Origin of the sequence: Bradyrhizobium ivorense (assembly GCF_900696085.1) — a bacterium.
Classification (GTDB): domain Bacteria; phylum Pseudomonadota; class Alphaproteobacteria; order Rhizobiales; family Xanthobacteraceae; genus Bradyrhizobium; species Bradyrhizobium ivorense.
The window spans coordinates 85,878-107,326 of sequence record NZ_CAADFC020000024.1 but is presented as its reverse complement, the minus strand read 5'-3'; the positions used below and the strand labels follow the sequence as shown (position 1 = coordinate 107,326).

Below are 21,449 nucleotides of genomic sequence, written 5' to 3'. Positions count from 1 at the left end.
CGTCGTGTTGTTGACCGGGACGTCGTTCTCGATCGCGACCACGGCGCCGTTGTCGAGTTGCACGAAGTCGCCGTCCGCGTCCGTCACCACGAACGCCTTGGCGATGTCGAGCGTCACGCTCTGGTCGTTGTCGTCGCTGGCAGCGCTGACCGGCAGATGATCGACCTGGTCCTTCAGCGAGAACGTGAAGTTGCCGGCGCCGTCGTCCACCAGGGTGAACACCACGCGTGCCCCGACCACGCCGTCGATCTCGGTTGCACTCACCACGTGCCAGGTCACCGACGCGCCCTTCGAGAAGATGCCCGTCGCCGTGCCGTCGATCCCGGCGCCGGAGAGCTTCACTGTGCCGGGCTCGTCCGCGCCGATGTTGACCAGCGACAGGATCTGCGCCGTCGTATAGGTCGCCGTGACGGCGGTATGACCCGCCTCCGGGTTGCCCACCGACTGGTTGTTCGAGTTCGCCAGCGTCAACCCGTCCTCGTAGACGACCTGCTGCGTCAGCGCCGTCGTGTTGTTGACCGGAACATCGTTCTCGATCGCAACTGTGGCACCGTTGTCGAGCTGCACGAAGTCGCCGTCGGCATCCGTCACCACGAACGCCTTGGCGATGTCGATGGTCACGCTCTGGTCGTTGTCGTCGCTGGCAGCGTTGACCGGCAGATGGTCGACCTGATCCTTGAGCGAGAAGGTGAAGTTGCCCAGACCGTCGTCGACCAGGGTGAACACCACGCGCGCGCCGACCACGCCGTCGATCTCAGTCGCGCTCACAACGTGCCAGGTCACCGAGGCACCCTTGGAGAAGATGCCGGTCGCCGTGCCGTCAACGCCCGCCGCGAGACCCAGCTTCACCGTGCCCGGCTCGTCCGCGCCGATGTTCACCAGCGACAGGATCTGCGCCGCCGTGTAGGTCGCCGTGACAGTGGTATGGCCCGCCTCCGGGTTACCAACCGACTGGTTGTTCGAGTTCGCGAGCGTCAGCCCGTCCTCGTACACCACCTGTTGCGTCAGCGCCGTCGTGTTGTTGGCCGGAACATCGTTCTCGATCGCAACCACGGCGCCGTTGTCGAGCTGCACGAAGTCGCCGTCCGCATCGGTCACCACGAACGCCTTGGCAATGTCGAGCGTCACGCTCTGGTCGTTGTCGTCGCTGGCCGCGTTGACCGGCAGATGGTCGACCTGGTCCTTCAGCGAGAACGTGAAGTTGCCCGCGCCGTCGTCGACCAGCGTGAACACCACGCGGGCGCCGACCACGCCGTCGATCTCGGTCGCACTCACCACGTGCCAGGTCACCGACGCACCCTTCGAGAAGATGCCCGTGGCCGTGCCGTCGACGCCGGCCGCAAGACCAAGCTTCACCGTGCCCGGCTCGTCCGCGCCGATGTTCACCAGCGACAGGATCTGCGCCGTCGTATAGGTCGCGGTGACAGCCGTATGGCCAGCTTCGGGGTTCCCCACCGACTGGTTGTTCGAGTTCGCCAGCGTCAGCCCGTCCTCGTACACCACCTGCTGCGTCAGCGTCGTCGTGTTGTTGACCGGGACGTCGTTCTCGATCGCGACCACGGCGCCGTTGTCGAGTTGCACGAAGTCGCCGTCCGCGTCCGTCACCACGAACGCCTTGGCGATGTCGAGCGTCACGCTCTGGTCGTTGTCGTCGCTGGCAGCGCTGACCGGCAGATGATCGACCTGGTCCTTCAGCGAGAACGTGAAGTTGCCGGCGCCGTCGTCCACCAGGGTGAACACCACGCGTGCCCCGACCACGCCGTCGATCTCGGTTGCACTCACCACGTGCCAGGTCACCGACGCGCCCTTCGAGAAGATGCCCGTCGCCGTGCCGTCGATCCCGGCGCCGGAGAGCTTCACTGTGCCGGGCTCGTCCGCGCCGATGTTGACCAGCGACAGGATCTGCGCCGTCGTATAGGTCGCCGTGACGGCGGTATGACCCGCCTCCGGGTTGCCCACCGACTGGTTGTTCGAGTTCGCCAGCGTCAACCCGTCCTCGTAGACGACCTGCTGCGTCAGCGCCGTCGTGTTGTTGACCGGAACATCGTTCTCGATCGCAACCACCGCGCCGTTGTCGAGCTGCACGAAGTCGCCGTCGGCATCCGTCACCACGAACGCCTTGGCGATATCGAGCGTCACGCTCTGGTCATTGTCGTCGCTGGCAGCGTTGACCGGCAGATGGTCAACCTGGTCCTTCAGCGAGAAGGTGAAGTTGCCCGCGCCGTCGTCGACCAGCGTGAACACCACGCGCGCACCGACCACGCCGTCGATCTCGGTCCCGCTCACGACGTGCCAGGTCACCGACGCGCCCTTCGAGAAGATGCCCGTCGCCGTGCCGTCGATCCCGGCGCCGGAGAGCTTCACTGTGCCGGGCTCGTCCGCGCCGATGTTGACCAGCGACAGGATCTGCGCCGTCGTGTAGGTCGCGGTGACAGCGGTGTGGCCAGCTTCGGGGTTACCCACCGACTGGTTGTTCGAGTTCGCCAGCGTCAGCCCGTCCTCGTAGACGACCTGCTGTGTCAGCGCCGTCGTGTTGTTGATCGGAACATCGTTCTCGATCGCAACCACCGCGCCGTTGTCGAGCTGCACGAAGTCGCCGTCCGCGTCCGTCACCACAAACGCCTTGGCGATGTCGATGGTCACGCTCTGGTCGTTGTCGTCGCTGGCCGCGTTGACCGGCAGATGGTCGACCTGGTCCTTCAGCGAGAAGGTGAAGTTGCCCAGACCGTCATCGACCAGCGTGAACACCACGCGCGCGCCGACCACGCCGTCGATCTCGGTCGCGCTCACCACATGCCAGGTCACCGACGCGCCCTGCGAGAAAATGCCCGTCGCCGTGCCTTCGACGCCCGGCGCAAGACCGAGCTTCACCGTGCCGGGCTCGTCCGCGCCGATGTTCACCAGCGACAGGATCTGCGCTGCGGTATAGGTCGCCGTGACAGCGGTGTGGCCCGCCTCCGGGTTACCCACCGACTGGCCGTTCGAGTTCGCGAGCGTCAGCCCGTCCTCATACACCACCTGTTGCCCGAGCGTCGCCCTGTTGTTCTCCGGGACGTCGTTCTCGATCGCAACCACCGCGCCGTTGTCGAGCTGCACGAAGTCGCCGTCAGCATCGGTCACCACGAACGCCTTGGCGATGTCGATGGTCACGCTCTGGTCATTGTCGTCGCTGGCCGCGTTCACCGGCAGATGGTCGACCTGGTCCTTCAGCGAGAACGTGAAGTTGCCCAGACCGTCATCGAGCAGCGTGAACACCACGCGCGCGCCGACTACGCCGTCGATCTCGGTCGCGCTCACCACATGCCAGGTCACCGAGGCGCCCTGCGAGAAAATGCCGGTCGCCGTGCCGTCGATCGCCGCACCGGAGAGCTTCACCGTGCCGGGTTCGTCTGCGCCGATGTTGACCAGCGACAGGATCTGCGCCGTCGTATAGGTCGCCGTCACGGCGGTATGACCCGCCTCCGGATTGCCAACCGACTGGTTGTTCGAGTTCGCCAGCGTCAGCCCGTCCTCGTAAACGACCTGCTGCTGCAGCGTCGTCGTGTTGTTGACCGGAACGTCGTTCTCGATCGCAACCACCGCGCCGTTGTCGAGCTGCACGAAGTCGCCGTCCGCGTCCGTCACCACGAACGCCTTGGCGATATCCAGCGTCACGCTCTGGTCATTGTCGTCGCTCGCCGCATTGACCGGCAGGTGATCGACCTGGTCCTTCAGCGAGAAGGTGAAGTTACCCGCGCCGTCATCAACCAGCGTGAACACAATACGGCCGCCGGCGACGCCGTCGATCTCGGTCGCGCTCACCACATGCCAGGTCACCGACGTGCCCTGCGAGAAGATGCCCGTCGCCGTGCCGTCGACGCCCGGTGCAAGACCGAGCTTCACCGTGCCCGGCTCGTCCGCGCCGATGTTCACCAGCGACAGGATCTGCGCCGTCGTGTAGGTCGCCGTAACAGCGGTATGGCCAGCTTCGGGGTTACCCACCGACTGGTTGTTCGAGTTCGCCAGCGTCAGTCCGTCCTCGTACACCACCTGCTGCGTCAGCGTCGTCGTGTTGTTGACCGGGACGTCGTTCTCGATCGCGACCACGGCACCATTGTCGAGTTGCACGAAGTCGCCGTCCGCGTCGGTCACAACGAACGCCTTGGCGATGTCGATGGTCACGCTCTGGTCGTTGTCGTCGCTGGCAGCATTGACCGGCAGGTGATCGACCTGGTCCTTCAGCGAGAAGGTGAAGTTGCCGGCGCCGTCATCGACCAGGGTGAACACCACGCGTGCACCGACCACGCCGTCGATCTCGGTCGCGCTCACCACATGCCAGGTCACCGACGTGCCCTGCGAGAAGATGCCCGTCGCCGTGCCCTCGATCGCTTGCGCCGCACCCGCAAGCGCCACCGTGCCCGGCTCGTCCGCGCCGATGTTCACCAGCGACAGGATCTGCGCCGTCGTATAGGTCGCCGTCACGGCGGTATGACCCGCCTCCGGGTTGCCCACCGACTGGCCGTTCGAGTTCGCAAGCGTGAGCCCGTCCTCAAACACTGTCTGCTGCTGCAGAGTCGTCGCGTTGTTGACCGGAACATCGTTCTCGATCGCAACCACGGCGCCATTGTCGAGCTGCACGAAGTCACCGTCGAAGTCCGTCACCACGAATGCCTTGGCGATGTCGATGGTCACGGTGGCATCATTGTCGCTGCTCGCCGCGTTGACCGGCAGGTGATCGACCTGATCCTTCAGCGAGAAGGTGAAGTTGCCCGCGCCGTCATCGACCAGGGTGAACACCACGCGCCCGCCGGCCACGCCGTCGATCTCGGTCGCGCTCACCACGTGCCAGGTCACCGAGGCACCCTTCGAGAAGATGCCCGTCGCCGTGCCCTCGATACCAGCCGCACCGGCCAGCTTCACCGTGCCGGGCTCGTCCGCGCCGATATTGACCAGCGACAGAATCTGGGCAGCCGTATAGGTCGTGGTCACAGCGGTGTGACCGGCCTCAGGGTTGCCCACCGACTGGTTGTTGGAGTTCGCAAGCGTGAGGCCGTCCTCGAATACCTCCCGGGTTTCCAGCTTGTTCGTGTTGTTGACCGGAACGTCGTTCTCGATCGCAACCACGGCGCCGTTGTCCAGCTGCACGGGGTCGTTGTCCGCGTCCGTCACGACGAACGCCTTGGCGATGTCGATCGTCACGCTCTGGTCGTTGTCGTCGCTCGCCGCGTTGACCGGCAGATGATCGACCTGGTCCTTCAGCGTGAAGGTGAAGTTGCCAAGACCGTCATCGACCAGCGTGAACACCACGCGCGCACCGACCACGCCGTCGATCTCGGTCGCACTCACCACGTGCCAGGTCACCGACCCGCCCTGCGAGAAGATGCCGGTCGCCGTGCCGTCGATCCCGGCGCCGGAGAGCTTCACCGTGCCCGGCTGGTCCGCGCCGATCGTCACCAACGATAGAATCTGGGCCGCCGTGTAGGTCGCCGTGACTGCGGTATGGCCCGCCTCCGGGTTGCCCACCGAATGGCCGTTCGAGTTGGCAAGCGTCAGCCCGTCCTCGAACACCGTCTGCGGTGCGAGCGTCACCGAGTTGTTGACCGGTCCGTCGTCATGGAACGACAGGGCCGTCGCAATGTTGATGCTGGCCGAACTCGAGGCCGAATCCAGATCGTGGTCCGTGATGGTGTCGGTCCGCGTCAGCGTGATCAGGTCAGCCGACGACAGCGTCACCACGTCGTCCGGATTGGTCGCGTCCGGGTGTTGCAGCGCGCGCACCTGGTCCAGCGTCACCACGCCGGCCGCGCTCACGCTCACGCGGAAGTCGATCGTGCCGGCAGGATCGGCAGCGCCGCCGGCGCCGACCCGGCCCACCACATCGGCACCGTCCATGAACAGGAACACGTGCTGGCCGGTCGCAACGTCGATCAGCCCGGAATCCACCCCTGCGTTCTTGATGCCCAGCGCAAAGGCCGAATTGATCGTGCCCGCACCGTCGGCGCCGAAGTTGCTGGTCACCGTGAAATTATCGGCGAAGTTCGCCGACGCGTTGATCGCCAGGTTGGTCTCGTCGACCACCAGCCCATCCGCCGGCGCCGTCGCCGTTACCGTAATGCTCGGACCGTCGTCATGGAACGACAGCGCCGTCGCAATGTTGATGCTGGCCGAACTCGAGGCCGAATCCAGGTCGTGGTCGGTGATCGTGTCGGTCCGCGTCAGCGTGATCAAGTCGGCCGACGACAGCGTCACCACATCGTCCGGATTGGTCGCGTCGGGGTGCTGCAGCGCGCGCACCTGGTCCAGCGTCACCACGCAGGCCGCGCTCACGCTCACCCGGAAGTCGATCGTGCCGGCAGGATCGGCAGCGCCGCCGGAGCCGACCCGGCCAACCACATCAGCGCCGTCCATGAACAGGAAGACGTGCTGGCCGGTCGCAACGTCGATCAGCCCGGAGTCCACGCCTGCGCTCTTGATGCCGAGCACAAAGGCCGACGTGGTCGTGCCCGCACCGTCGGCGCCGAAGTTGCTGACCACCGTGAAATTGTCGGCAAAATTCGCCGACGCGTTGATCGCCAGGTTGGTCTCATCGACCACCAGCGCATCCGCCGCCGCCGTCGCCGTGACCGTCACGCTCGGACCATCGTCCAGGAACGTCAGATGCGACCCGACATCGGTGCTCGCACTTGCCGTCTGGTTGCTGCTATCGGTGACCGTGCCCGTCAGCGTGATCAGGCCGGACGGCAGCGAAATTCCTTCGTTGAAATCACCCGGGGTGCCTTCGTGCACGGCGCGCAGATCGGTCAGCGTCACGCGGCCCGAAGCATCGACCGAGACCGTGAACACCAGATCGCCGCCGACGGCGGTACGACCTTCAACGACACCGCCGGCGTTGACCGAGAGCAGGACGTGCTGACCGGTGGCCGAATCGATCAAGCCGGAATCGGCGTTCGGTGCGCTGACGGACAGCGCAAAGGTCAGCGACTGCTGGCCGCCGGGCGCGTTGATCGCGAACGGCACCAGCACCGACGACACCGTCGCCCCTGCGGGGCCCAGTCCCGAACCCGCAACGCCGCCGTTGGTTGCAGCGGTCAGGAAGCTCTCGTCCACGACCATTTGCGGCACGACGCCGGCGGAAATGGTGGGAAGCGGAGCCGTTTGCTCGAGCACGAAGCCAGTTGGCAGCGTGATCGCGAAGTTCGGAAGCTCTTCCTGGGGAGCCAGTTGATTGGTGGGCACGGGGCCGAGCGGATCCACCACGAACGGACTGAAGTTCGCACCGCTCGCCTGCGCGTTGGCGTTCGAGGTGCCGCCAGCGTCGGCCGCTGGCAACACGGAGGTGTCGGTGCCGATCGGAAACAGACTCGCGAATTCCTGCACCGAGATGTCGCGACCGGGCGCCATCTCGACGGTGATGTTGGCCCGTGGGCTACCGCCTTGCGACTGGCCTTGCGAATCTGCGCGGGAGTCGAAGAACGGCTCGACCGTGACGGTCGACTGGTTGTCGAACAGAATGATCAGCTTTTCGCCGACATGAACCAGCGTGATCTTTTCGTTGGCGATCGACGTAAAATCGACCTTCACCTTCTGGTCGTATCCGAGATTGACGACAACGGCCTGATCGGTGAGCGGCTTCGTCAATTTGTAAATTCGTACCGGACCTGAATTGCTGGAATTTCCCGCGCCAGTGGCTGCTTGCGCGATCTGGAACTGACCCTGCATTATCGACTCCGATCAAAGAATTCGCGAAAAACTTGCTGAAAAATTTAGCTTTAGGCTATTGTTAACCCTCGCGCCGGTCAAGAAATGTATTTGGTTAATCAATACTTTCGGTACGAGTGTGGTAAAAATTAACCAAGCCGGGGCTTCAAGAACAAAGGCTTAGGCATTCAAGCCCGGGCGAACACGGATGGCGGTGGGCTGAAGACTTAAGTTCTTATTGCCAGGGCAAGTTGGAGTGGCCGATGCGGGTGATCATTCAGATGTGCGCCTTGGCCTTGCTTTGCTGCTCGGTCGGCACCGCGTCCGCGCAAGACCCGAAGGCGGTCCCGTCGGAAACGACGGTCGAGCGCTCGGTTCGGGCCCAGCCCAACCGGGACACCCAAATCGGCATCTATCTCAACGTGTTACCTGACTGCACGTCAGGACCCCTGCCGACCATCCGGCTGGTCAGCCCGCCGGCCGCGGGCAAGGTGGTGGTGCGGTCCGGAAAGGCGAAGGCCACCAACTACAAGGCGTGCCTGGCGCTCGAGGTGCCTGCTTACGTTGCCTTGTACAAGGCGCCGCCGGAATTCCTCGGCGCCGATTCGCTGACGATCGAAGTCAAGTATCCGGGCGGACGCACTGAGATCCAGAAGATCACCGTCACGGTCAGCGGCCCGGGAGCCCAGCAAAAGATCTGATGGGACAAGCTTTAGGAGGAAGGCGCGCGTTGATCGCTCGCTTTAGAGCGGCTCACTCTCATCGTGCTCCCGCTCCTGCGGGATGTCCTCGTGCGGTCCGGCGGGCTGGCCAAGCGAGGCCCGGTCCTCGTGGCAATCGCTGATCCGCCGGGCAACCACCCGGTCGGTCCGCGGCGCCACACCCTTGACCTCGTTGACCTCGGTATAGGCTTCCTCGCTGAGCACCGTGATCACCGTGCTGACCGGTCCCATATAGTCGCACCGGTTGGAGAAGACGTATTTGTTGCTGACCTTCTCCGGCTTCGAGGAATGACAATTCCCGATTGAAGCGGACGAAAACGTGCTTTTCATCGCCTGAGTTGGATCGACACAACGCGTCATCTCCCGCTCAAACAATTTGTGCCGGCCGTTTGTGGCGGTGAGCACCTCGAGCGTTCGCACGAACCGCCACATGCCTTTTCGAAACGTTGGTCCGCCAAACTCCTGCTCGGCCGCCGAAGCGTGCGAAGCGAGCACGGAGGCGGACAAGGCGACTGCCGCGCAGAGCGTGCGCATGGCGATCTTCGACGGCCCGAAGTCCCCACCTGAGCTCATTTGTCGATTTCCTGTCGGCTGCGCCACTTGGGCTGCATCGTTTCGGCTTGCGGCGCGCGCCCGGCGCGGCGTCGAATCATTCCAAGGCACTCGCGTTAAGTTCCGGTAAACGCTCGCCTCGCAGGGCTGTGGGGGAAAGACGCGGACCGGCGACGGGGGCTCACGCGGTCAGGCCGATAGCGGACAGATTGTGAGCTAGTTGCGCAGCTGCGCCGCGGCCGAGATGTCGGAATTGCGCGCCGCGCTGTCCTCGCAATCGCCAATCCGCGTTGCGACCACGAGGTCGGTCCTGGGATGTTCGCCGACGCTGACCTCGTTCAGCTCTGTGTAGGCCTCGTCGCTGCGCACGGTGATGACGGTGCTGACCGCGCCCATGTAGTCGCAGCGACGTCCGAACGTGTATTTGTTGCCGACCTTCTCGGGCTTGTCCGAGACGCATGTACCGACGGGCGCAGTGGAAAAGGTTGCCTTCATGGCGTGGGTCGGATCGACGCAGCGTGTCGTCTCCGCGTTGACGACCCGATACTTGAAGTTCTTGTTGGCGTCCCTGACCACATCGAGCGTTCGCACAAAGCGCCACAGACCTTTGCGAAAGCTGGGGCCGGAGAACGACGGAGCCTCGTGACCGGGCTGAGCCGCCGCGTTGACCGGTTGCGGCGATGGCGTCTGCGCATGGGCCGCCAGCGCGGGCGCCGAGACGATCGCCAAGGCGAGCAGCGAACTTGCAATGCGGTCACGGAAGATCATTGCCACTCCCAATGTTCTTCAGGCCGCATTTGCTGCGGTCCGATCAGGTCGTTGAAGCATTCCAACCAAGCGACTCGGTAATGCCCCACCAGTTGCAGGCCAATTGTGGCCAGTAAAGGCACGGCGACCCCCGCAAAGCGGCCTCTCGCGTAATTCCGATCCAGTGCAGCAAAGTTGCAACACTTGCGCCCCGACGCCAGACCGGTGCTTTACGGGCCCATGTCGCGGCAATTCCAGTTGCCCTGCACGATCGGATCGCGAACCGGGAGCCGTCGAATGACGGCATCCGGCGTGATCGGAGGTCGCACGGGACCGGTTTGACCTTGGCAGGTTTTTTTGCTCATTTAGCACAAGACATTTTTGCTGAATTTCTTTGCTTATGGCTGACGAGGGGGCCCTGATGCGTACTCGGTTTTGCTACACGGTCGCGGGCATTCTGGCCTTGGGTGTGACGCTGTCAGGCAATGCCCGGCCGGCGGCGGCCGCGGACCTCGGCCTGATCACGAAGGCACCGGTCGGCAGCTGCGAGATCGTCTTCTCCTGCGAGAACGGTCGGCAGTATCCGCTCTGCCCGATTGCCGTATCGGTCGCGGGCGAAGTGGTGACAGCGTCGCTCCGCACCGGTCATCACGGCGGCGTGCATGTACGACACGTGCCGATGGGCGTCGGCTATCGCTACGCCGGTCGCGGCATCTGGCTGGACGGCTTCAGGGACAACGCCTTGCTCAATTTCGGCAAGCACAGCCGGGTGGCGTGCACCATCGCGCATTCATGATCCGGAACAGCGCGAAGCGGTTTTCCGGAATGCGATGATGGTTTTACCCGAGGCTATCGCGAATTAACGCGCTCCGCGTCAGCCCGATTGGCATGACGCGGCCTCACCATCCCGAAAGTACCCTCACCCCTTGGTGCGAAGCACCGCGCGAGCGGCTCGCGGGTACATATAGGCCTTGGGACGGATGTAGGTCGGACAGTAGTCGTTCCACTGATACAGCTGCCAATTCCATTTCCAGCAGCCCGATTCGATTTGCGGCTCGTTCCATCCGTAATCGAGCCGGTACGGCGGATCACCGAACGGATAATCCCCGCTTTGCGCCGCAGTCGATGAAAGAACGACGACTGCAGCGGCCGTGGCAATGATCGCAGAAAATGACTTTTGCATAACGCCCTCGGTCGGATGACGTGTCCGCCCTGAGAGTGCCAAATCGGTTCGTGCTTAGCAAGGTGTCGCCGGCCCCGGCGCTTCGGCGCCGGGCACCTGTTGCGAATCGGGCACCGTCGAGTAGCTCAACCGCTACCGAAATTGGATGGATCGAGATTTCGGTTCTCCTCCGGCGGGATCGGCTTGTAGCCGGGAAATCCGTACCACGCTGGGGCTGCGACCGGTTCGCTTGGACGGACAATGGCGTGGTGGCGCACGCGCCGGTGATGAACCGTTGCGGCGTCGGCAGCCGCACTCCACAGCATCGCCACCACACCCAACGCCAAAGCAACACGCATCATCGGGCTCCTTCGCCCTCTATGTGATGCGCGCGCTTCAACGCCACCACTCATGCGCAGTCACAATGCGGGGATCATGGCGGCAATTTGCATCACATCGTGCAGCGCGTGGACGATCGCGGCGACCATGATCAACGCGTCACCTGCGTGCCCGCCTTCGCGCCGCAGCTAAGCTCCGGCAGGGACGGCGTGGGCGGCCGGTCCCAGGATCCATTCCCTGAACGCCACGATTTTCGGGAGCGCCTGCCTGTTGTCGGGACAGACAAGATAGTACGCAAACTCCTCGATCTGCGCAGTGTCCAGCAGTTGGATCAGTTCGCCCGTTGCGATCTCGCTCGCGACCATCGCAGCCGGCAGCAGGCCGGCGCCCTGCCCCGCCAGCACGGCCTTCAGCAGCAGACCTGAATCGTCGAACGAGGGTCCGCGCGGCGCGCGCACCTCGGTGATGCCGTTGGCCTGAAACCACAGGCTCCATCCCTTGCGCTCGGCATCATGCACCAGCGGCCAGCGTGCGAGGTCGGCGGCGGATGTCGGCCGCCCCAGCCGCTCGGCCAGCGGCGGCGCTGCGATCGCCACCATCTCGACCGTGACCACGCGGTCGCTGCGCAGTCCCGGATAGCGGCCAAGGCCGTGACGCACGGCGACGTCGACGCCGTTGCGCGAGAAATCGACCAGCACATTGCTGGTGACGATCTGCAGATCGATCTCGGGATGCGCGCGCTGAAACGACGCCATGCGCGGCACCAGCCAGGCCGATGCAAAGAACGGCGTGACACTGACGGTCAGCGTGCCGATGTCGTTCGACGCAGCGACACGGCGCGAGGCTTCCGCGATCTGGCGAAACGCGTTGCGGATCGACGGCAGGTAGTCGCGGCCGGCGTCGGTGAGATAGATGCCGCGCGGCACGCGCTCGAACAGTTTTGTGCCGAGATGCGCTTCGAGCGTCTTCAGCATCTGGCTGACCGCGCCGGGCGTCACGCAAAGCTCCTCGGCCGCCAGTTTCACCGAGAGATGGCGGGCGGCGGACTCGAATGCCTTGAGCGCATTCAGCGGTGGAAGCCTCTGCTCCATGATTTAGAATTTCTAATCTCAGAGACGAAGTAATTCTCGTTTGCTGGACGGCATATTACGCTGTTCTATCAAGACATAACATCCAAAAAACTGCCCCATAGCAAGCAGCGGGCCCCTCTACACATTAGATTTTCTAGGTGATGCCAAAGGACATGAACAACCCGGTCGATCACATTAATACGTCGCAGGCGGACAGCTTGCCCGGTGTGCTCGAGTTCCGATGGACCGAGGCCGGCAAGGGCCTGGTCCGCGGCGGATTCGAGGTCGCGCCAAAACACTTCTCACCGCACGGACTTCTGCACGGTGCTGCGATCGTCGCACTGGCCGATAGCGCGTGCGGCTTCGGCTGCCTCGCCTCCTTGCCGGAAGGTGCACGCGGCTTCGCCACCAGCGAGCTGAAGACCAACTTCATCGGCACCGCGCGCGATGGACGCGTGAGCTGCGAGGCGCGCCTGGTTCATGCCGGGCGCACCACGCAGGTGTGGGATGCCGAGATCCGCAGCGAGGCGAGCGGGAGGACCATCGCGCTGTTTCGCTGCACGCAGATGCTGCTCTATCCCGCGGCCAGCACCGGCGGCCGCCAAACATCAACGGAGCAATCATGAGGAACACCGCTGTGATCGCCGATCATACAAAGGCAAAACTGTTCCACGGCTGGTTCGTGGTCGGCGCCGCTTTCGTCGTGACGTTTATCGGCTTCGGCAGCGCCTATACATTCTCCTCCTTCGTGGACTCCATGCAACGCGAGTTCGGCGCTTCGCGCGGCTCGGTGTCGCTGGTGTTCTCCTTTGCAGGCTTCCTGTATTTCGGCCTCGGCGTGATCTCGGGTCCGCTTGCCGACCGCTGGGGCGCGCGCCGCCTTACGGCCCTCGGCATGGCGCTGGTCGGTCTCGGCCTGCTGCTGGCAGGCCGCGCGCAGACGATCGTGCAGGTCTATGCCGCCTACAGCATCGGGATCGGCGCCGGTGTCGGCTGCGCCTATGTGCCGACGCTCGGCGCGGTGCAGCGCTGGTTCGTGCGGCGGCGCGGCTTTGCGTCGGGCCTCGCGGTCAGCGGCATCGGTGTCGGGACGCTGGTGATGCCGCCGCTCGCGACCTGGTTGATCGCAACGTTGGGCTGGCGCGACGCCTATCTCGTGCTGGGCATTGTGGCTGTCGTCACCGGCATCAGCGCAGCGCTGCTGATCGCAGACGATCCGCGCCGTCACGGCACCGGACCGGACGGCGATCCGCTCGGCGCAGCGGCGAGCACGCCGGTCCGCACCGGCGTATTGATCCGCGATGCGGTGCGCACGCCGCGCTTCGCCGGGCTCTATGCCGCCTGCCTGATCAGCGCGTTCGGCGTGTTCGTCCCGTTCGTGCACCTCGTGCCGTTCGCCGTCGACCATCAGGTGACGCCCGCCCTCGCCGTGTTGCTGCTCGGCACGATCGGTGTCGGCTCTACCGCCGGCCGCTTCTTCCTCGGCGGCATCGCCGACCGGCTCGGCCGCGATGCGTTCCTGATCGCAATGTATGCGGGGATGGCGGTCTCGCTGGCGATCTGGGCGGTCGCCGGCGACTTCTGGTCGCTCGCGGCCTTCGCGCTGCTGTTCGGCGTGTTCTATGGCGGCTGGGTCGCGATCCTGCCCGCCGTGGTCACCGATCATTTCGGCGGCCGCTATGTCGGCGGCATCATCGGCATCCTCTACACCAGCGTCGCCTTCGGCACGCTGCTCGGCCCCAGCGTCGCCGGCTTCGTGTTCGACGTCAGCCACAGCTACATCATTCCGGTGGCGATCAGCGCGGCCGCCAACGTCGTCGCGGCGCTCATCGCGCTGGCGACAACCCGAACCACCTCGCCGATCGCGTCGAGCCCAACGACATCAACCCTACCCCTGGGGTAATCGACCTCGTTCCCCGCACTGCCCATTGTGATCGAACAGCCCATGGAGATCGGAACCATCGCAATGGCCGTCACCTACCTGATCAAGTTCAACGTGATCCCGGATCAGCGCGCCCGCTTTCTCGGACTGCTGGAAGGCGTGCTCGACGCCATGCGATCCGAGCCCATGTTCCACGAAGCAATTCTGCATCGCGATCCGGCGTCGGATTGCCGTTTCATGCTCTACGAGACCTGGGAAGATCACGACGACGTCCTGAATGTGCAGTTGCACCGGCCCTATCGGCGGGCGTGGCACGCGGCATTGCCAAAACTGCTTGCGGACGATCGCGACATCACCGTCTGGCAGGCGCTGCGCGCCGACCGCGCACAGCGAAAGGACTGAGACGGTTTCCAGGTGGCGGTGCGGGCCACCGGCAGGCGTTTCAGTTGGTGGTCATCCAGGCGCGGGCTTCGCGCTGGGCTGCGGCGATTTCGACATCGGACATCTGCTCGGCGACTTCACGGCGGTGCGCGATCGCGTCGGTGCGGCCCTTGAGCGCCGCCAGATTGAACCATTTGTGCGCCGCGACGAGGTTGACCACGCCGGAGCGGCCGCTCGCCCAGTACATGCCGCGCTCGAACAGCACGTCCTGGATCGCGGTCGCGGCAACCGGGATGGCCGCGTCCTGATCGATGAAACCCTGAAACATGGTAGCTCCCCTTTTCTTGTTGCCGCCCTCCCCCGAGCGCGGCCCCCGTCCACTGTCAAAACGCCTTCTGTCTCCCCGCGCTAATCCTTTGGATTATGCGCCGCGCTGATCCTTGGGATCATGCGCTCGCCGTTGGCCGGCTTGTTGGGATGATCATGGCCCAGCAAATTTGAAGAGCGGTTTAAGTATCGCGATGAACGGGATGTAAATGGGCGGCGCGCGCGGCAGTTCAGGGAATCGAAGAAGTCGCTGTGCCGCAGGCATTTCTCTGCATTCGTGAACGCCGGTTTACCCTTGCGTTTCGGACTACGATAACCATGGCGGAGATTGGCCGCTCAGCTCGGCCGGTCGCGGCCGATGGCGTGCAGCAGTCACGCAATGGGCGGAAGGATCGCAAGGAGGGATAGAAGGTCCGGTCGCGGTGACCGGCCGCAAGCCAATCGGGCTTGAACGCAGCACCGCGCACAAGGCCGACGGGCCAAGTGACGTTCCAGAATGAGTTTTAGGGAAATGGCTGGCGGGGGCGCGGACTGCGCGGGCCGCCGGATCGAGGGGGTCGGCGAACACGTCAGGACCAGATTTCAGCTCGGCATTGCCGCCGGTGAAACTGCGGAACCAAATGGGCTCCGCACCGAACGAAGAAATCTCTGGTTTCTTCTGCCGGATCGGTTTGGGAAAGGGGCCCTCTCCGAAATTCGATCCAGCCGTTTGACCTGATGTCTCGCCGACACCCTCTTTCGTCGACCAGGGCCTTGCGGGGATGTGCCTCTCAGCAGTCCGTCCGCTGGCCCTCGCGACGTGCCGGCGTCAAGCCGCCGGCGAACCTCTCGAGGCGAGAGGCTTACTTCTTCTTCTTGGCGACCTTGCGGGTCTTCTTCGCAGTCTTCTTCACTGCGCTCTTCGCCTTCTTCGCCTTCTTTGCCTTCTTAGCCATGTTGCCCTCCAGTGTGTGAGATGGCTCTTACTTCGCTGCGTGCACTCGGGAATCGATATGCACTACTTCCCGAATACACCAACAGGGCAAAAAAAACAGTGTCCCGCTTAAGGAAGTGTTGACGCAGCGGTGCGTCTGCGTGCAGCGCGCGTCGCCGAAAAAATCGACCGCGCGTTGGCGCAACGATGCAAGAAATGCAAGCGCCGCCGACATCTGCATTTGTCAACGTTGCACGAAACGCTTGAATTAAAGGTGTTTCCTGAATTTGCATTCGAGCAATTGAAGCGACGGTGTCGCTGCAATGAGTCGGACGCAACGACGCGAGACGGGGCGGCGGGGCCTCCGAGTCGCAACTTTTGGCAATGAAAAAAAATTTCGTGGGTAAGCTCGCTTTTGCCTCGTCGGAGGTCATCAGAACCCGATTCCCGGTCGAGTCACGGCTCCAGGCGATTCGGCGCCGACCGCGACGTTGCGACGATCAAGGGAGGGGTGAGGCAGGATCACGCGCCATTCACGCGCGCGCGACGACACTGAGGAGACGGCGTGAGCGCATGATCCGGATGGATCATGCGCCAAGGAGAACGAAGGACAACGTCGTTGTCTCGTTCGTTCAGATACCGAGCTTGGACTTCAGGAGGTCGTTGACCGCCTGCGGATTCGCCTTGCCGCCGGACGACTTCATCACCTGACCGACGAACCAGCCGACCATCTGCGGCTTCGCCTTGGCCTGCGCCACCTTGTCGGGATTGGCCGCGATGATGTCGTCGACCACCTTGTCGATCGCGCCGAGGTCGGTGACCTGCTTCATGCCGCGGCTCTCGACGAGCACGCGCGGATCGCCGCCTTCCTGCCAGACGATCTCGAACAAGTCCTTGGCGATCTTGCCGGAAATCGTTCCCTCGCCGATCAGGTCGACGATCGCGGCAAGCTGCGCGGCCGACACCGGCGACGCCGCAATCGCAACGCCTTCCTTGTTCAGCCGGCCGAACAGCTCGTTGATCACCCAGTTGGCGGCGAGCTTGCCGTCGCGCGCCTTGTCGGCGAGGCCGGCGAGCACCGTCTCGTAGAACTCGGCGCTCTCGCGCTCGGCGACCAGCACGCTCGCATCGTAGGCGGATAGACCGAGGCCCGTAATAAACCGGGACTTCTTCTGGTCCGGCAGTTCCGGCAGCTGCGCCTTGAGCTCGTCGACGAATGCCTGGCTGAACTCGAGCGGCAGCAGGTCGGGATCCGGGAAGTAACGGTAGTCGTGCGCCTCTTCCTTGGTGCGCATCGAACGCGTCTCACCCTTGTTCGGATCGAACAGCCGGGTCTCCTGCTCGATCGCGCCGCCCTCCTCGATGATCTCGATCTGGCGCCGCGCCTCGTACTCGATCGCCTGGCCGATGAAGTTGACCGAGTTCATGTTCTTGATCTCGCAGCGGGTGCCGAGCGGACCGCCGGGCTTGCGCACCGAGACGTTGACGTCGGCGCGCAGGCTGCCCTTCTCCATGTCGCCGTCGCAGGTGCCGAGGTAGCGCAGGATCGAGCGCAGCTTGGTGACGTAGGCCTTGGCCTGCTCGGCGTCGCGAATGTCGGGCTTGGAGACGATCTCCATCAGCGCGACGCCGCAACGGTTGAGGTCGACATAGGTCATCGTCGGTGACTGATCGTGCAGCAACTTGCCGGCATCCTGCTCCAGATGCAGCCGCTCGATGCCGACGGTGGCGGTGCGGCCGCCGTCGAGCTCGAGCACCACCTCGCCCTCGCCCACGATCGGCGACTTGTACTGGCTGATCTGGTAGCCCTGCGGCGAGTCCGGATAGAAATAGTTCTTGCGGTCGAACACCGAGCGCAAATTGATCTTGGCGTTGAGCCCGAGACCGGTGCGCACCGCCTGGCGGACGCACTCCTCGTTGATCACGGGCAGCATGCCCGGCATCGCGGCATCGACCAGCGAGACATGGCTGTTGGGGTCGCCGCCGAACGCGGTGGAGGCGCCAGAGAACAGCTTTGCGTTCGAGGTGACCTGGGCATGGACCTCCATGCCGATCACGACCTCCCAGTCGCCGGTAGCGCCTTTGATCAGCTTGTGAGGAGCGGCAGATGCAGTCATGGGTCTGGTTTTCCGGATAGGACAATATCTGGGGTTAATTGGGCTTCGCGCAACCGATCGCGGCAGTCAAGCCGCCTTACAGCCCGCGCCGGAACTGCTGATAGGCCTTGCTGGTGCGCAGCGCGTCCGCGCCGCCCGCGATCAGCTGGTCGACCTGCTCCGGCGGTAGCGACAGCCGGGTCGGGATCGCGTTGAGGATGCCGGCGCGCTCCGGCCCGAGCCGGTCGAAGCCGAGCCGCTCGACATAGATCGCGACGTCGCCGCACTTCCAGTTGGCGCCGACGCCGAGCCGCGAGCGATCCGCCGCCGACAGCGAGCAGCGCCAGCGCTTCAGCTTGCCCGACCAGTCGTCGGCAAGCGCGGTGAACGCCGCGTAGCTCGAGCGCACGCTGGCATCGATGGCGGTATCGGCCGCGGCCGACACCAGCTCGACGCCGTTCGGTCCCTCCAGCGTCTGCACGAAATCGCCGGAGATGCCGCGGCCGGCGTCGACGACGAGAAACAGGATGCGGCGCAGCTTTGCGGCCTGCCGCTCGCTGAGCGGCTCATAGGGCCGTTGCGCCGCGAGTAGCCCGATGCTCAGCCCCGACAGGCCGTAATTGTCGACCAGGCCGCCGTCGAGCAGCTTGACGTAGCGCATCGAACCGTCGCGGTAGCGCGCCTGAGCTTCGGCGTAGGAGCGCAGCAGCGGCTGCGCATTCGGATCCTTGCGCACCCGCTCGAGCCAGGGCGGCAGCGGCGCAGCGCAGCCGCCGGGGAAGGTTTCCAGCACGATCGGCGCGAACGCCAGCGGCACCGCCGCCGATGCCGCTACCGCTTCGGCGACCCGGTAGGAGCGGATATCGCTGCACATTGCGTCGAAGGCGGTCTTGCCGAACACGAACGGCGTGCGGTTGTAGATGTCGGACGCGTTGATCCAGACCCGCGGCCGGTGATCGTCGGGCAACGCTTCGAACCGTGCGCCGTTGAACAGGTTGCGGTCGAGCCAGTCGGTGAACTGGCTGTCGTTGACGCCGCCGCCCAGCGCACGCCCGATGTTACCGAGCGAGATCCTGGTCTTCAGGTCCTCTTCGGCGTTGCGCAGCAGGAAGCGTTGGCGGAAATCCTCGAGCGCCGCGCGCCGCTTCAATCCGAAATAGGCCGCGGTGATCGATCCGCCTGAGACGCCCGAGACGAAGTCGACGCGGTCGAGCAGCGTCTTGGTACCGGCCAGCCCGGAGCGCGCGTGATCGAGCTCCTCCAGCACGCCGAAGGAAAACGCCGCCGCGCGGGTGCCGCCGCCGGAAAACGACAACGCCAGCAGCAGATCGTCTTCATAGCTCGGAAGGTCGGTGACGCCGTTGCTGTCGGCGAACGCCGCGCCGAGCGGCACGTTGCCCGGAAGATTGTAAACGGACGCGCAGCCCGCCAGGCCCGCCGCCATCACGGCCGCCAGCCATCCCCCTTTACCCGACCCACGCACGACTACTCTCTTGCCGCTGGCCCCCGCCCCCGGTTCCACAAGCCTATCATGGCCAATCTGGGCGGCGGCATGGCGGACCAAACAGGGTTAATTGTCGCGGTGGTTTCAGGCCAGCAGCACGGCGACGATCCGCTCCCATTCGGCCTCGAGCGCATCCTTTGCGACCGGCTGGCCGGCGCGGCGATACCAGTAGCCGGCATTGCCGAGATCGCCCTCGACGCGGTGCAGATAGGCGTGCACCCAGGCCGAATTGGCATCGTCCTCGTCCTGCACGATGCGGTGCGCCCGGTCCCAATCGCCCTTCGCCGCCCACCACAGCGCGGCGAGCGGCGGCGCCAGCGTCGGATCCGGCGCGGCCTCAGCGAGACTGGCGCGGAAATCCGCCATCGCTCACCACCATTTTTGCGGCGTGAAGCGGCCGGCGGCCTGCTCGATCACCTCGCCCAGCGAGAACAGCGTCTCCTCGTCGAAGGCGCGGCCGATCAGCTGCAGGCCGAGCGGCAGGCCCTGTGCGTCCTTGCCGGCGGGAACGGCAATACCGGGCAGCCCCGCCATGTTCACCGTCACCGTGAAGATGTCGTTGAGATACATCTCGACCGGATCGGCGCCCTTCTCGCCGATGCCGAACGCCGCCGACGGCGTCGCCGGGGTCAGGATGGCGTTCACGCCCTTGGCAAAACAGTCCTCAAAATCCTTCTTGATCAGCGTGCGCACCTTCTGCGCGCGCAGATAATAGGCATCGTAATAGCCGGCCGACAGCACATAGGTGCCGATCAGCACGCGGCGGCGCACCTCGGCGCCAAAGCCTTCGGCGCGGGTGTTCTCGTACATCTCGATGATGTTCTTGGCGCCCTCGCGCAGCCCGTAGCGCACGCCGTCATAGCGCGCGAGGTTCGACGAGGCTTCCGCGGGTGCGACGATGTAGTAGGCCGGCAGCGCGTATTTGGTGTGCGGCAGCGACACCTCGACCAGCTCGGCGCCCGCCGCTTTCAGCCACGCGGCGCCCTCGCTCCAGAGCTTTTCGATCTCGGCCGGCATGCCGTCGAGGCGATACTCCTTGGGAATGCCGATCTTCATGCCCCTCACGGACTTGCCGACCGCGGCCTCGTAATCCGGCACGGCGATATCGACCGAGGTGGTGTCCTTCGGATCGTGCCCCGCCATCGAGCACATCAGGATCGCGGCATCGCGCACGCTGCGCGCGATCGGGCCGGCCTGGTCGAGCGAGGACGCGAACGCCACGATGCCCCAGCGCGAGCAGCGGCCATAGGTCGGCTTGATGCCGACGGTCGCGGTGAACGCCGCCGGCTGGCGGATCGAGCCGCCGGTGTCGGTCGCGGTCGCGCCCATGCAGAGCGAAGCGGCCACCGCCGACGCCGAGCCGCCGGACGAGCCGCCGGGCACCAGCGTGGTGTTCGAGCCCTCGCGGCGCCACGGGTTGGTGACGGGGCCGAAGCACGAGGTCTCGTTCGACGAGCCCATCGCGAATTCGTCGTTGTTGAGCTTGCCGAGCAGCACCGCGCCGTCGCGCCACAGCTGCGAGGTGATGGTCGACTCGTAAGGCGGAATGAAATTGCTGAGGATTTTCGAGCACGCCGTGGTCCTGATATCGCGGGTCGCGAACAGATCCTTGATGCCGAGCGGGATGCCGGCCAGCGGCCCGCCCTCGCCCTTGGCGATCTTCTCATCGACGGCTTTCGCCATCTCGCGGGCGCGCTCCGGCGTCTCCAGCACATAGGCATTGAGCACGCGCGCGGCTTCGATGGCGGCGAGATGCGCGTCGGTCAGCTCGCGCGCGGTGAAGGACTTGCTCGCGAGGCCCGCGCGGGCCTCGGCGATCGTCAGCGATGTCAAATCAGTCATTTATTGATCGGGCTGCAGAAGAAGGGAGACAGGGTCTTGTCGTTGGCAGGATCGTCCAGCCGTGCCTTGTTTTCTTTGGCGCGTGCTGCGTCGAGTGCTTCGAGCTGGTCGAGCACGGCATCGATCGCCTCATTGGGATCGGCAACCTTGCCCTTGCGCTCCATCGCATCGAGGAAGTCCATATAGGCCTTGTAGGCCTTCTCGTCGTCGCAGAGCAGACACATCGGACTGACGT

The 21,449-nt window shown here is 64.6% G+C and carries 17 protein-coding genes; 5 read left to right on the top strand and 12 right to left on the bottom strand.

What is annotated here, in order from left to right:
* A partial coding sequence (locus CI41S_RS30205) for a DUF5801 repeats-in-toxin domain-containing protein (RefSeq protein ID WP_244626735.1) occupies positions 1-7,617 on the bottom strand: 7,617 nt, incomplete at its 3' end.
* 323 nt (positions 7,618-7,940) lie between these two features.
* Here CI41S_RS30205 and CI41S_RS30200 point away from each other — a divergent pair.
* Positions 7,941-8,378 carry a hypothetical protein gene (locus CI41S_RS30200; protein ID WP_229179342.1) on the top strand — a complete coding sequence of 146 codons (438 nt, stop codon included), beginning with the start codon at positions 7,941-7,943 and terminating at the stop codon, positions 8,376-8,378.
* A 42-nt stretch (positions 8,379-8,420) separates the two neighbouring features.
* Here CI41S_RS30200 and CI41S_RS30195 read toward each other — a convergent pair whose 3' ends face one another.
* Both CI41S_RS30195 and CI41S_RS30190 read right to left on the bottom strand, forming a co-directional pair.
* Positions 8,421-8,933 (bottom strand): DUF3617 domain-containing protein, encoded by a 513-nt coding sequence (locus CI41S_RS30195; RefSeq protein ID WP_244626734.1) that lies wholly within the window; start codon positions 8,931-8,933, stop codon positions 8,421-8,423.
* 234 nt (positions 8,934-9,167) lie between these two features.
* Positions 9,168-9,719: a hypothetical protein gene (locus tag CI41S_RS30190; protein ID WP_139484257.1), complete on the bottom strand. Its 552-nt coding sequence runs from the start codon at positions 9,717-9,719 to the stop codon at positions 9,168-9,170.
* Between the two features lie 400 nt (positions 9,720-10,119).
* Between CI41S_RS30190 and CI41S_RS30185 the strand changes: the two genes are divergently transcribed.
* The gene (locus tag CI41S_RS30185; RefSeq protein ID WP_139862837.1) at positions 10,120-10,494 is read left to right on the top strand and encodes a hypothetical protein; all 375 of its coding nucleotides are present in this window, start codon (positions 10,120-10,122) and stop codon (positions 10,492-10,494) included.
* A gap of 123 nt (positions 10,495-10,617) precedes the next feature.
* On the opposite strand, the gene CI41S_RS30180 is transcribed toward CI41S_RS30185, so the two are convergent.
* From CI41S_RS30180 to gcvA, 3 genes are all read right to left on the bottom strand, one after another.
* Positions 10,618-10,881, bottom strand: a complete 264-nt coding sequence (locus CI41S_RS30180; protein ID WP_139484247.1) for a hypothetical protein — start codon at positions 10,879-10,881, stop codon at positions 10,618-10,620.
* A gap of 125 nt (positions 10,882-11,006) precedes the next feature.
* Positions 11,007-11,219 (bottom strand): hypothetical protein, encoded by a 213-nt coding sequence (locus CI41S_RS30175; RefSeq protein WP_139862836.1) that lies wholly within the window; start codon positions 11,217-11,219, stop codon positions 11,007-11,009.
* A 168-nt stretch (positions 11,220-11,387) separates the two neighbouring features.
* Positions 11,388-12,290, bottom strand: coding sequence for a transcriptional regulator GcvA (gene gcvA, locus CI41S_RS30170; RefSeq protein ID WP_139862835.1), 903 nt, complete (start codon positions 12,288-12,290; stop codon positions 11,388-11,390).
* Positions 12,291-12,442: 152 nt separating this feature from the next.
* Between gcvA and CI41S_RS30165 the strand changes: the two genes are divergently transcribed.
* From CI41S_RS30165 to CI41S_RS30155, 3 genes are all read left to right on the top strand, one after another.
* Positions 12,443-12,895: a PaaI family thioesterase gene (locus CI41S_RS30165; RefSeq protein ID WP_139484244.1), complete on the top strand. Its 453-nt coding sequence runs from the start codon at positions 12,443-12,445 to the stop codon at positions 12,893-12,895.
* A complete protein-coding gene (locus CI41S_RS30160; RefSeq protein ID WP_139862834.1) occupies positions 12,892-14,172 on the top strand; it encodes an MFS transporter in 1,281 nt (426 codons plus the stop codon). The genes CI41S_RS30165 and CI41S_RS30160 overlap by 4 nt, the downstream gene beginning before the upstream one ends.
* A 63-nt stretch (positions 14,173-14,235) precedes the next feature.
* Positions 14,236-14,553 (top strand): putative quinol monooxygenase, encoded by a 318-nt coding sequence (locus CI41S_RS30155; protein WP_139862844.1) that lies wholly within the window; start codon positions 14,236-14,238, stop codon positions 14,551-14,553.
* Between the two features lie 40 nt (positions 14,554-14,593).
* Here CI41S_RS30155 and CI41S_RS30150 read toward each other — a convergent pair whose 3' ends face one another.
* The 6 genes from CI41S_RS30150 to CI41S_RS30125 all read right to left on the bottom strand — a co-directional run bounded on the left by CI41S_RS30150 (position 14,594) and on the right by CI41S_RS30125 (position 21,438).
* Entirely contained in the window at positions 14,594-14,860 is a 267-nt protein-coding gene (locus CI41S_RS30150) for a hypothetical protein (RefSeq protein WP_139484241.1), read from the bottom strand.
* Between the two features lie 1,544 nt (positions 14,861-16,404).
* Positions 16,405-17,889: an Asp-tRNA(Asn)/Glu-tRNA(Gln) amidotransferase subunit GatB gene (gatB, locus tag CI41S_RS30145; RefSeq protein ID WP_139862833.1), complete on the bottom strand. Its 1,485-nt coding sequence runs from the start codon at positions 17,887-17,889 to the stop codon at positions 16,405-16,407.
* A 76-nt stretch (positions 17,890-17,965) separates the two neighbouring features.
* Positions 17,966-19,312 (bottom strand): patatin-like phospholipase family protein, encoded by a 1,347-nt coding sequence (locus CI41S_RS30140; RefSeq protein WP_139862843.1) that lies wholly within the window; start codon positions 19,310-19,312, stop codon positions 17,966-17,968.
* Positions 19,313-19,456: 144 nt separating this feature from the next.
* The gene (locus CI41S_RS30135) at positions 19,457-19,738 is read right to left on the bottom strand and encodes a hypothetical protein (RefSeq protein WP_139862832.1); all 282 of its coding nucleotides are present in this window, start codon (positions 19,736-19,738) and stop codon (positions 19,457-19,459) included.
* Positions 19,739-19,741: 3 nt separating this feature from the next.
* Positions 19,742-21,214, bottom strand: a complete 1,473-nt coding sequence (gatA, locus tag CI41S_RS30130) for an Asp-tRNA(Asn)/Glu-tRNA(Gln) amidotransferase subunit GatA (RefSeq protein ID WP_139862831.1) — start codon at positions 21,212-21,214, stop codon at positions 19,742-19,744.
* Complete coding sequence (locus tag CI41S_RS30125; RefSeq protein ID WP_139862830.1) at positions 21,211-21,438, bottom strand: hypothetical protein; 228 nt, start codon at positions 21,436-21,438, stop codon at positions 21,211-21,213. Before CI41S_RS30125 ends, gatA begins: the two co-directional genes overlap by 4 nt.
* Positions 21,439-21,449 lie beyond the last annotated feature (11 nt).